The 12,380-nt window shown below is 72.2% G+C and carries 6 protein-coding genes; all 6 read left to right on the forward strand.

The annotated features are described in order from the left end of the window. Positions 1 to 50: 50 nt before the first annotated feature. The 6 genes from ACH4U8_RS26825 (at position 51) to tmk (ending at position 12,300) form a co-directional block, all read left to right on the forward strand. Positions 51 to 518, forward strand: coding sequence for an ATP-binding protein (locus tag ACH4U8_RS26825; protein ID WP_360324129.1), 468 nt, complete (start codon positions 51 to 53; stop codon positions 516 to 518). Between the two features lie 252 nt (positions 519 to 770). Continuing rightward, positions 771 to 3,131 (forward strand): sodium-translocating pyrophosphatase, encoded by a 2,361-nt coding sequence (locus ACH4U8_RS26830; protein ID WP_360324131.1) that lies wholly within the window; start codon positions 771 to 773, stop codon positions 3,129 to 3,131. Positions 3,132 to 3,265: 134 nt separating this feature from the next. Beyond that, entirely contained in the window at positions 3,266 to 4,045 is a 780-nt protein-coding gene (locus ACH4U8_RS26835) for a hypothetical protein (protein ID WP_395780738.1), read from the forward strand. Between the two features lie 27 nt (positions 4,046 to 4,072). Further along, on the forward strand, positions 4,073 to 5,605 hold the full coding sequence (locus tag ACH4U8_RS26840; protein WP_360324135.1) for a class I SAM-dependent methyltransferase: 1,533 nt from the start codon (positions 4,073 to 4,075) through the stop codon (positions 5,603 to 5,605). Between the two features lie 417 nt (positions 5,606 to 6,022). Beyond that, a complete protein-coding gene (gene topA / locus ACH4U8_RS26845) occupies positions 6,023 to 8,911 on the forward strand; it encodes a type I DNA topoisomerase (protein ID WP_395780740.1) in 2,889 nt (962 codons plus the stop codon). A 185-nt stretch (positions 8,912 to 9,096) separates the two neighbouring features. Then, positions 9,097 to 12,300 carry a dTMP kinase gene (tmk, locus tag ACH4U8_RS26850; protein ID WP_395780742.1) on the forward strand — a complete coding sequence of 1,068 codons (3,204 nt, stop codon included), beginning with the start codon at positions 9,097 to 9,099 and terminating at the stop codon, positions 12,298 to 12,300. The last annotated feature ends 80 nt before the right edge of the window (positions 12,301 to 12,380 follow it).

Genomic DNA, 12,380 nt, shown 5'->3' on the forward strand with positions numbered 1-12,380 from the left:
ACACCGCACCCGCGCCGGCCCGGGCGGGTGCTCGCACGGCTGGGGGAACCATGGCCATCGTCGAGCTGCGCTTCAGCGCGCTGCCCGAACACGTCCGCACGGCGCGGCTCGTCGCCGCCGCCGTGGCGCGGCGAGCGGGGGTTGCTGAGACGGTGCTCGACGAGGTGCGCCTCGCCGTCGGCGAGGCGTGTTCCCGCGCCGTCGGGATGCACCAGGACCGGGTGGACGACGACCGCCCGGTCACGGTCACCCTGGACGACGGCAACGGCCGCTTCAGTATCGAGGTCAACGACGGCGTGCCGCAGCCGACGCTGACCGAGGAGGGCCTCGCGGAGGGCGCCGGGCTGGTGCCCGACCTGTCCGCGAACGGCTCCGGCCTGGACCTGATCGAGAACGAGATGGGCCTCGCCGTGATCCTGGGCCTGGTCGACGATCTCGACGTGCGGGCCGGCGCCGAGGGCGGCGTGATCCGCATGTCGTGGCCCTCCGGCGCGAAGTCCGCCGAGACCGTGGGCTGACCGGCCCCACCCGTACGACCCTCATCGCCCCCGGGATGCCCGGGGGCGATTTCGGCGTTCCCGTGTATCCCATTTTCCGGGTCGTAAAACCTGATTCCGGGTCGATGCGCTGATTTTGGGAATCACGCCCGGATTTCATCGGTAATTTGATCTGATCATGGCGATTCCCATGGTCTGATCTTGATCATTTGCATACACTCCTTTCGCATTGAGAAGTCCCGATCTGAAAGTGCTCCTAGCCAAGGAGGACGAATGTCCGGGATCCACCCCTCCGAACTCACCACCGCCGCGGACGTCTCCGTCTCCGGCGGCAACCTCACCTATGTAGTCATCGTCGCGGTGATCGCCCTCGGTGCCCTGGGCGTCGCCGCCGGACTCGTGCGTCAAGTGCTCGCCGCCGACGAGGGCACCGATTCCATGCGCCGGATCGCCGGTGCGATCCAAGAGGGCGCGGCGGCCTACCTCGCCCGTCAGTTCCGCACCCTCGCGGTGTTCGCGGTGGGCGTCTTCTTCCTGCTCATGTTGTTGCCCGCGGACGACTGGAACGAGCGGATCGGCCGCTCGATCTTCTTCCTGGTGGGCGCGGTCTTCTCGGCCGTCACCGGATACGTGGGCATGTGGCTCGCGGTGCGCAGCAACGTGCGCGTCGCGGCCGCCGCCCGATCCGGCAACGCCGGCCGGGACGCGGCGATGCGGATCGCCTTCCGCACCGGCGGCGTCGCGGGCATGTTCACCGTCGGCCTGGGCCTGTTCGGCGCCGCGCTCGTGGTGATCCTCTACCGCGAGGACGCTCCCAAGGTGCTCGAGGGCTTCGGCTTCGGCGCCGCGCTGCTCGCGATGTTCATGCGCGTGGGCGGCGGGATCTTCACCAAGGCCGCCGACGTCGGCGCCGACCTGGTCGGCAAGGTCGAACAGGGCATCCCCGAGGACGACCCGCGCAACGCCGCGACGATCGCCGACAACGTCGGCGACAACGTGGGCGACTGCGCGGGCATGGCCGCGGACCTGTTCGAGTCGTACGCGGTCACCCTGGTCGCCGCGCTGATCCTGGGCAAGGCCGCCTTCGGTGACGCGGGCCTAGTCTTCCCGCTGATCGTGCCCGCGATCGGCGTGCTGACCGCGATCGTGGGCATCTACACGGTCGCCCCCCGAGCGGGCGACCGCAGCGGCATGACCGCGATCAACCGGGGCTTCTTCGTCTCGGCGGTCATCTCGCTCGTCCTGGTCGCGGGCGCCGCGTTCCTGTACCTGCCGAGCAAGTTCTCGGAGCTGGACGGGCTGGCCGACCAGGAGATCCTCAAGCACGACGCCGACCCGCGGGTGTTCGCGTTGCTGGCGGTGCTGATCGGCATCGTGCTCGCGGCGGTCATCCAACAGTTGACCGGCTACTTCACCGAGACCAGCCGGCGACCGGTGCGCGATGTCACCAAGACCTCGCTGACCGGCCCGGCCACGGTGATCCTGTCCGGCATCGCACTCGGCCTGGAGTCCGCGGTCTACGCCGCGGTGCTGATCTCGGTGGCGGTGCTGGGCGCGTACCTGCTCGGCGCGGGGATCATCATGCTCGCGCTGTTCGCGGTCGCGCTCGCGGGCACCGGCCTGTTGACCACGGTCGGTGTGATCGTGGCCATGGACACCTTCGGGCCGGTCTCCGACAACGCGCAGGGCATCGCCGAGATGTCCGGCGACGTCGAGGGCGAGGGCGCCCAGGTGCTCACCGAGCTGGACGCGGTGGGCAACACCACCAAGGCCATCACCAAGGGCATCGCCATCGCGACCGCCGTGCTCGCGGCGACCGCGCTGTACGGGTCCTATCGCGACGCGGTGCGTACGGCGGTGGACGAGGCCGGCGGGCTCGCGGACGCCTCCAAGCTCACCTCGTTCGCGTTCGCCACCGACGTCACCCAGCCGAACAACCTGGTCGGGCTGATCCTGGGCGCGGCCGTGGTGTTCCTGTTCAGCGGCCTGGCGATCAACGCGGTCTCCCGGGCGGCGGGCGCGGTGGTGTTCGAGGTGCGCAACCAGTTCCGGACCCGTCCCGGGATCATGGACGGCACCGAACTGCCCGAGTACGGCCGGGTGGTGGACATCTGCACCCGCGACTCGCTGCGTGAGCTGGCCACTCCCGGACTGCTCGCGGTGATGGCCCCGATCGCGGTCGGGTTCACCCTGGGCATCGGCCCGCTCGCGGCGTTCCTCGCCGGTGCGATCGGCACCGGCACGCTGATGGCGGTGTTCCTGGCCAACTCCGGCGGCGCCTGGGACAACGCCAAGAAGATGGTCGAGGACGGCAGCTACGGCGGCAAGGGCTCCGCCGCGCACGAGGCGACCATCATCGGCGACACGGTCGGCGACCCGTTCAAGGACACCGCCGGACCGGCGATCAACCCGCTGCTCAAGGTGATGAACCTGGTGTCGCTGCTGATCGCGCCGGCCGTGGTCAAGCTCAGCATCGGCGCGGACGAGAACGGTGCGCTGCGCGCCCTGGCGGCGGCCTTCTCGGTCGTGGTGATCGTGGGCGCGGTCTGGTACAGCAAGCGCAAGTCGGTGGTCGTCGGCGAGGACGACGGCGACGGCGACCACAAGGAACAGGTGACCAAGGCGGCCGCCTGATTCGATCCGAGGTACGTACGGGCGCGGAACCGGAGAAATCGGTACCGCGCCCGTGCCACGCCCGGGGAGCGTGTTTGGCCGAACACCTTTGCGCTGTGCGAGTCTGCGTCCGGCTCCGAGCAAAGGTGGAAAGCGTGTCGAGGAAGTTCCTGGTGGTCTCCGCGCTGGTCCTGGCATCGGCCTTGACCGCGTGTGGCGGCGGCGACGACAAGAACGACGAGAACAAGAAGAAGCAGGCCGAACTGCGGGCCTGGGCCGCGAAGGTCTGCGCGGTGGAGGTGACGGCGCGGATCGACGAGGCCCGGGCGGCGCTGGCCGACGTGGCCACGGTGATCCCCAACGAGCAGCCCGCGACCCTGCGCACCCGGCTGGCCACCGACATCTCCCGGCTCGCCGACGCGGACAACGCGCTCGCCGACGCGCTCGACAAGGCGGGCATACCCGCGGTCTCGGACGGCGCCGCGCTGCACACGTCGGTGGTCGCGGAACTGCGCAACACGGCCAAGGGATGGGCCGGGATCCAGACCAAGGTGGCGGGCCTGGCCACCGAGCAACAGAACGTGTTCGCCGACGGGCTGCGCTCGCTGAACCCGGAGATCGACGGGCTGCGCGCCTCCTCGCACACCGCCCTGGACAAGCTGCACCGCGGCGACGCGGGCAAGGCGCTCGCGGCGGTGCCCGGCTGTGCGGCGGGCAAGCCGGACGCGGTCCCGACCGCGCCGGTCCCCTCGGCGCCGGCGACGGGCGCCACGCCCACCACCGGCGCGTCGGGCGCCACGCCGCGTACGTCCGCCTCGGCGAGTGCCTCCTCGACCGCCTCCTCGACCGCCTCCACCGGGTCGAGCAGCCCGCCGCCGAGCGCCGGCGCGGAGTCCTCCTCGGCGTCGCCGACCGGCACGGCGTCGGCCGGCTGACCGCCGGGTCGGCGCGCACCAGGCAGGATGGTGCGCGTGACCATGAACGACACCTCCCAGGTGGCCCGACTGCGCGAGGCCCTGATCGCGGCCGGCTACACCGTCGACGGCTGCCTCGACGCCCTCGGCCCACAGGCGTACGCGGCGCTGTCGCGCGGCGAGACCGTGCCGGCGCTGCGTGCCCTGCGGGCGGACGCGGCGAGCCCGCTCGCGGTGCTGATCCGACTGTTCCTGCTGCAGACGTCGGCGCCCGAGGCACACGTACGGCGGGCCCTGCCGCTGGCCGAGGCGCTCGCGGGCGGGCTGCTGGTCCGCGACGGCGACCACGTCCGGCCGCTCGTGGACATCCGGCCCTACGGCGAGGCGGACACCGACTGGTGGGTGGTGTCCGACCTCGGCGCGGGCATCGGCGGGGTCAACGGCCCGGTCCGGGCGGACCACGTGCTGGGCATCGGCGGGGCGTCCACCACGCTCGCCGGGATCACCGTGCGCGAGCCGGTGGGTCGGGTGCTGGACCTGGGCACCGGGTGCGGTGTGCAGGCGCTGCACGCGTCGCGACACGCCGACTCGGTGCTGGCCACCGATGTCAACAAGCGGGCGCTCGACCTGACCCGGCTGACCATGGCGCTGTCCGGGGTGGGCAATGTCGGCCTGGCCGAGGGCAGCCTGTTCGAGCCGGTCGAGGGCGAGCGGTTCGACCTGATCGTGTCCAATCCGCCGTTCGTGATCACTCCGGTGGGCGAGCGGTACACCTACCGCGACGCGGGGCTGCCCGGCGACGAGGTGTGTCGGCTGCTGGTGGCGCAGGCGCCGACGTTCCTGGCCGACGGCGGCTACTGCCAACTGCTGGCCAACTGGCAGCACCTGCGCGGCCAGGACTGGCAGGACCGGCTGGCGGCCTGGCTCGCGCCGACCGGCTGCGACGCGTGGGTGGTCCAGCGCGACGTACAGGACCCGGCGCAGTACGCCGAGCTGTGGTTGCGCGATTCGGGTGACCATCACGGCACCGACTACGCCGAACGCTACGACGCGTGGTTGGCGGCGTTCGAGCGGGACGGCGTGGAGGGGATCGGATTCGGCTGGATCACGCTGCGGGCGTCCGGCTCCGACACGCCGAACGTGCGGATCGAGGACTGGCCGCACGCGATCGAACAACCGCTCGGTGCGGAGGTGCACGCCTGGTTCGGTCGGCAGGACCGGTTGGCCGGGACGGACGACGACGGCCTGCTCGACGTCGCCTTCCGGCTCGCCGACCACGTGGTCCAGGAGCAGACCGGCGCGCCGGGTGCCGAGGATCCCGAGACGGTCGTGTTGCGCCAGCGCCGCGGCATGTGCCGGGCGGACCGGGTGGACACCGTCGGCGCGGCGCTGGCCGGCGCCAGCGACGGGCAGCTTCCGGCCGGCGTCATCGTGGACGCCATCGCCCAACTGCTCGACGAGGACCCGGCCCGGTTGCGCGATGCCGTACCGGGCGAACTGCGCGGTTTGGTGGCCGACGGATTCCTGCTGTTCCCCGAGGTCGGGGAGCCCGCCGAGGAGCGGTCCGCCGGTACCGACTGAGCGCGGCTTGGGCCGGTGCACCGTGATCCGGGGCGGCACGCCTGTACAGTCGCAGGTGTTGTCCCCACGGAATGCTCCTTGCCGTTGCCAAGAAAATGTGTTGTATGGAGGCGGCGGCTTCCCGCTCGACCGCGAACCAATGGGGTCGGGAGGCGGGAACCGCGATGCGCGCGTTACCGTTCGAGGGGCGTGGGACCCGGCCGTCGGAGCGAATCGCCGGATCCGCGGGCGGTCCGATCGGACGGCGGCCTCGGGACGAGTCCGTGACGCAAGCCGAGCAGAACCGGTTTGACACACGGGGCCGACTTCCGGTCACGCTCCGCCACCCGGCAACCGCAATGTGAATACGAACCCCGGAGTACGGCCTTGCCCAACCGGGCACGGCCGCTGCCGACGACGATGGAGAGAGAAGCGAAGGTGTCCCCGAGCAGCGAGACCGCGCGCGACGGCCTGAGACTCGTCATTGTCGAGTCCCCGGCCAAGGCGAAAACGATCAAGGGCTATCTCGGCCCCGGTTACGTGGTCGAGGCGAGCGTGGGACACATCCGCGACCTGCCCAACGGCGCCGCCGAGGTACCGGCGGAGTACGCAGGCAAGCCGTGGGCCCGACTCGGTGTCGACGTCGACGCCGACTTCGAGCCGATCTACGTGGTCAACGCGGACAAGAAGTCCCAGGTCGCGAAGCTGAAGAAGCTCCTCAAGGACGCCGACGAACTCTTCCTCGCGACCGACGAGGACCGCGAGGGCGAGGCCATCGCGTGGCACCTCCTCGAAGTGCTCAAGCCCAAGGTGCCGGTGCACCGCATGGTGTTCCACGAGATCACCAAGGACGCGATCCGCACCGCGGTGAACAACCCGCGTGAGCTGAACCAGCGACTGGTCGACGCGCAGGAGACCCGCCGCATTCTCGACCGCCTCTACGGCTACGAGGTCTCGCCGGTCCTGTGGAAGAAGGTCGGTCCGCGCCTGTCGGCCGGCCGGGTGCAGTCGGTGGCCACCCGCCTGGTGGTCGAGCGCGAGCGGGAGCGCCGCGCGTTCACCTCCGCCTCGTACTGGGACCTGCTGGGCGTGTTCGGCACCGGCCGGGCGGGCGACCCCACCGACCCGAGCACGATGAACGCGCGCCTGGTCTCGCTGGACGGCAAGCGGGTCGCCTCCGGCCGCGACTTCGGCCCGGACGGCAAGCTCAAGAACGCCGGTGTGCTCCAGTTGGAGGAAGCCGGCGCCCGGGCGCTGAGCGCCGCGCTGGAATCCGCGTCGTTCACCGTGCGCGCCGTCGAGCGCAAGCCCTACCGCCGCTCCCCGTACGCCCCCTTCCGCACGACCACCCTCCAGCAGGAGGCCTCGCGCAAGCTCGGCTACGGCGCCAAGCGCACCATGCAGATCGCCCAGAAGCTGTACGAGAACGGCTTCATCACCTACATGCGTACCGACTCCACCACGCTGTCCGAGACGGCCGTCACGGCCGCCCGGGCGCAGGTGCGGGAGCTGTACGGCGCCGAGTACGTGCCGGACGCGCCACGTGTCTACGCGGGCAAGGTCAAGAACGCCCAGGAGGCGCACGAGGCGATCCGACCCTCGGGCGAGAGCTTCCGCACGCCGGCCGAGACCGGGCTGTCCGGCGACGAGTTCCGGCTGTACGAGCTGATCTGGATGCGCACCGTCGCGTCGCAGATGAAGGACGCGGTCGGCCAGTCGGTGACCGTGCGCATCGGCGGCCTCGCCCAGGGCGCGGACCTGCCCGGGCGCGACGCGGAGTTCACCGCGAGCGGCAAGATCATCACCTTCCACGGCTTCCTCAAGGCCTACGTGGAGGGCTCGGACGACCCGGACGCGGAGCTGGACGACCGCGAGCGGCGGCTGCCGATGGTCACCGAGGGCGACGCCCTCAGCGCCGACGAGCTCACCCCGGAGGGCCACGCGACCAAGCCGCCGGCCCGCTACACCGAGGCGTCGCTGATCAAGGAGCTGGAGGACCGGGAGATCGGTCGCCCGTCGACGTTCGCGTCGATCGTCGGCACCATCCTGGACCGCGGCTACACCTTCAAGAAGGGCACCGCGCTGGTGCCCTCCTTCCTCGCCTTCGCCGTGGTCGGCCTGCTGGAGGGCCACTTCGCCACGCTGGTCGACTACGACTTCACCGCGAAGATGGAGGACGACCTCGACCGGATCGCGCGCGGCGAGACCGAGGCCGTGCCGTGGCTGCGCAGGTTCTACTTCGGCGACGAGAGCCGGCCGGACGAGGACCACCTCGGCGGCCTCAAGGCCCTGGTCACCGACCTCAGCTCGATCGACGCCCGCGAGGTCAACTCGTTCCCGGTCGGCGAGGGCATCGTGTTGCGGGTGGGCCGGTACGGCCCCTACGTCGAGCGCGGCGAGCGGCGCGCGGACGTGCCGGACGACCTGCCGCCGGACGAGCTGACCGTGGCCAAGGCCGAGGAACTGCTCGACAAGCCCAGCGGCGACCACGAGCTGGGCATCGACCCGGTCAGCGGCCACATGATCGTGGCCAAGGACGGGCGCTACGGCCCGTACGTGACCGAGGTGCTGCCCGAGCCCGAGGCGCCCGCCGCGCCCGCCGCGCCGGCCGCGCCCGCCGCGCCGGCGGACGGCGCCAAGCCGGCCAAGAAGACCGCGAAGAAGGCCGCCGCGAAGAACGGCCCCAAGCCGCGCACGGCGTCGCTGTTCAAGTCGATGGCGCTGGACACGGTCACCCTGGAGGACGCGCTCAAGCTGTTCACGCTGCCGCGTGTGGTGGGCAAGCACCCGGAGACGGGCACCGAGATCACCGCGCAGAACGGTCGCTACGGCCCGTACCTCAAGATGGACACCGACTCGCGCTCGCTGGAGACCGAGGACCAGTTGTTCACGGTGACCCTGGACGAGGCGCTGGCCATCTACGCCCAGCCCAAGGCGCGCGGTCGGGCCGCGGCCAAGCCGCCGCTGAAGGAACTGGGCACCGACCCGGTCAGCGGCAAGGCGGTCACGGTCAAGGACGGCCGGTTCGGCCCGTACGTGACCGACGGCGAGACCAACGCGACGCTGCGGGCGGACGACTCGGTGGACACGATCACCCCCGAGCGCGGCTACGAACTGCTGGCGGACAAGCGGGCCAAGGGCCCGGCGAAGAAGACGACCAAGAAGGCGGCGGCCAAGAAGGCCCCGGCGAAGAAGGCGACGGCGACGAAGACCGCCGCGAAGAAGACGGCGGCCAAGAAGACGGCCGCCGACGGCAAGACCACGAAGTCGGCCGCCGCGAAGGCGACGGCGAGTGCCGGCGCGAAGAACGCGGCCGACAAGGCGTGAGGCGACAAGACTGAGGTAGGGATATCTCGGTACGTATCGATCAGGCGGCGCCGGCGGGATCCGGCGCCGCCTCGGTCGGTTCCGGCGACGACATCGGGCCCTGTGCTACGGTCCGCCGCCGGGGGCACGGGGGATCCGGTCGAGGTTGCCGTTTCCCGTCAGGTGACGACGTTAGGGTTCTCCGTATGACGCACGCGGAGCAGCAAGCGCCGGATTCGGCGATACCGCCCCGTCAGGTCGAACCGACAGAGGGCATCGGGGGCGTGCTGAGCATCCGCCCCTTCCGCCGCTTCTGGTTCGCGGTCGCGGCCTCCGCGCTGGGCGATTGGCTCGCGTTGCTGGCGCTGACCTCGGCCGCGCTGTGGACCGTCGAGGGCGACTACCGCAAGCACGCCACCGCCGTCGCGGTGGTGTTCGCGCTGCGGTTGTTGCCGGCGGCCGCGGTCGCCTCGGTGGCGGGCGCGATCGTGGACCACCTCGACCGGCGCTGGACGCTGGTGACGTGCGACGTGATCCGGGCCCTGGTGCTCGTGTCCGTGCCGTTCGTGGACAAGATGTGGTGGGTCTGGGGCGCGACGGCGGCGATCGGTGTGTTCGGCGCACTCGCCGGACCCGCCCGGGACGCCACCGTGCCCAACCTGGTGCCGCGCCAACGGCTGGGCACCGCAAACCAGTTCAACCTGGTCACCTCCTACGGCGCGGCCCCGGCGGCGGCGCTGCTGTTCATCCTCGGCGCGCTGATCGGCACCGCGTTCTCGCACGACGTGTCGATGTTCGTCGAGCACCCCTCGAACCTGGCCTGCTACACCGCGGGCGCGGTGTTCCTGCTCGCCGCGGTGTTCGCCTTCCTGATCCGGATGCCCACGCGTGGGCGCTCGGTCAGCACCCGGCGGCCCAACCCGTTCAAGGTGCTCGCCGACGGGCGCAAGGTGTTCGGGCACGGTCGGACCGCGCGCGGCCTGATCGTCGGGATGATCGCGCTGTTCCTGGCGGGCGGCGCGCTGGTGGCCACCGCGCCGCTCCTGGTGGTCGGCCTGCACGCGGGCAACGCGGCCTACGGCACGGTGTTCCTGATGCTCATCGCGGGCGTCAGCGCGGGCATGTTGTGGGGCCCGCGGGTGGTGCCGGCGTTCAGCCGGCGGCGGCTGTACGGCATGGCGGTGATGTTCGCCGGACTGACCCTGCTGATCCTGGCCGCGGTCGCCAACGTGGTGGTGGCCGCGGTACTGGCCGCCGTGCTCGGGATGTTCGCGGGCGTCGCGTGGGTCACCGGATACACCATGTACGGCCTGGACTTCGGCGAGGACCTGCGGGCCCGGGCGTTCGCGTTCGCCCAACTGATCGTGCGGATCGTGCTGTTCGTGGCGCTGGTCGCCGGGCCGATCGCCGCGGGCTACGTGGGCACGCACTCGTGGGTGATCGCGGACCGGTTCACCTTCGACTACAGCGGGGCCGCGCTGGTGCTGGCCGGCGCCGGCGCGCTCGTGGTGATCCTGGGCTGGGTCGCGCTGTTGAGCGTGGACGACCGGCGCGGGGTGCCGATCCTGCGCGACCTCGCCGCGGCGACCCGCAACGAGGACCACATCACCGGCCGACCGGCCGGGGCCACCGGCTTCTTCATCGCCCTGGAGGGCGGCGAGGGCGCGGGCAAGTCGACCCAGGCCAACGCGATCGCGGCCTGGATCCGGGCCAAGGGGCACGAGGTCGTGGTCACCCGCGAGCCCGGCGCGACCGAGGTCGGCAAGCGGCTGCGCGCGATGTTGCTCGACCTGGACGGCGATCCGGTCGACCCGCGCACCGAGGCGCTGCTGTACGCGGCGGACCGGGCCGAGCACGTGCAGACCGTGATCCTGCCCGCGCTGCGGCGCGGCGCGATCGTGATCAGCGACCGCTACATCGACTCCTCGATCGCCTACCAGGGCGCCGGCCGCGGCCTGGGCGCGCGGGAGATCGGCCGGGTCTCGCGCTGGGCCACCGACGGGCTGCTGCCCGACCTGACCATCCTGCTCGACCTGGACCCGGCGGTGGGCCACAGCCGGTTCACCGAGGCGCCCGACCGGCTGGAGTCCGAGCCGCGCGACTTCCACCTGTTGGTGCGGCACGCGTTCCTGGACCTGGCCGCGCACGACCCCGACCGCTACCTGGTGGTGGACGCCGACCAGGAGCCGGACGCGGTCACCACCCCGATCCGGCACCGGCTCGACCGCGAACTGCCGCTGTCCGAGCAGGAGAAGCGCCAGGCGCTCGAACTGGCCAAGCGCATGCGCGAGGAGGACGCCCGGCGCAAGGCCGAGCAGGCCGCCCGGGACGCGGAGAAGGCCGCGCTGATCGCCCGACTGCGGGCGGAGAGCGAGGAGCGCCAGCGCCAGGCCGAACAGGCCCGGCTGGAGGAGGAGTCCGCGCGGCTGGCCGAGGAGGAGCAGCGGTACGCCGAGGAGCAGGCCCGGCGCACCGCCGCCGAGGCGGACGAGCGGGCCCGGGCCGCGGCCGAGGCGGCCGAGGAGGCCCGGCTGCACGCCGAGGCGGAGCGCCGCCGGCTCGCGCAGGAGGCCGAGCGTCGGGCCGAGGAGCAGCAGCGGGTCGCCGAGGACGCCAAGACCCGGGCCGAGGAGGCCCGGGTGCGCGCCGAGGAGGAGGCCGAGCGTCGCGACGAACAGCGCCGCCGGTTGGAGGAGGCGTCCGCGCTTCAGGCCGAGCAGGCCCGGGCCAGTGCCGAGGAGGAGCGCGAGGCCGAGCTGGAGCGGCAGCGGTTGGCCGAGGAGGAGCGCGACCGGGTGCAGGCCGCGGCGGCGCGCGACGTCGAGCGCATGCGCGCCGAGGAGGCGATCCGGGTCGCCGACGAGCGTCGGGCCGCCGAGGAGCGCCGCCGTGCGGAGGACGCGCTGCGCCGTGCGGAGTCGGACCGTCGCCGGGCCGAGCGGGAGGCGTCGCGGGCGGCCGAGGCCGCGGCGTCGGCCCAGGCCCGCGCCGCGCAGGAGGCCGCCGCGCTGGCCGCGGAGGCGGGCCCGGGCCGGGGCGGTGACCTGACCGAGACGCCGGTGCACGGTGTTCGGCGGCCGGACCCGTCCATGGCGGACACGCCCGTACACGGCATCGCCAAGCCGGCCGCGGACGACGCCGACACCACCGAGTTGCAGCAGATCCGACTGCGCGAGGCGGCCGAGGACACCCGGGAGATCCCGAGGTTGAGCCTGGACGAGACGCACGCGTTGCCCACGCTGGTGCCGCCGCCGGCCGCGCCGAGCGATCACACGCTGGCCGACGATCTGCTCGGGCCGTGGACGGGTGGTTCGGAGGCGTCCGAGGCGGACGAGGCACAGGCGGGTGCGTCCGAGGACGAGCCGGCCGAGCCGGGGCGCAAGCGGCGCTGGCGGCGCAACAAGGACTGACGCCGGCAGGGGACTCCGCCGGTTCGCCCGTCCGCCGGGCGGCCGGGTCCGTCCGGGGGTGACGTGGCCTCGATTGTCAC

The sequence above is a fragment of the Embleya sp. NPDC020886 genome, assembly GCF_044333915.1.
Taxonomy (GTDB): Bacteria; Actinomycetota; Actinomycetes; order Streptomycetales; family Streptomycetaceae; genus Embleya.

What these genes read in the sequence shown, in the direction of transcription:
- ACH4U8_RS26825 (WP_360324129.1), top strand. Translation starts at nt 51, where the DNA reads ATGGCCATCGTCGAGCTGCGCTTCAGCGCGCTGCCCGAACACGTCCGC.
- ACH4U8_RS26830 (WP_360324131.1), top strand. Translation starts at nt 771, where the DNA reads ATGTCCGGGATCCACCCCTCCGAACTCACCACCGCCGCGGACGTCTCC.
- ACH4U8_RS26840 (WP_360324135.1), top strand. Translation starts at nt 4,073, where the DNA reads ATGGTGCGCGTGACCATGAACGACACCTCCCAGGTGGCCCGACTGCGC.
- tmk (WP_395780742.1), top strand. Translation starts at nt 9,097, where the DNA reads ATGACGCACGCGGAGCAGCAAGCGCCGGATTCGGCGATACCGCCCCGT.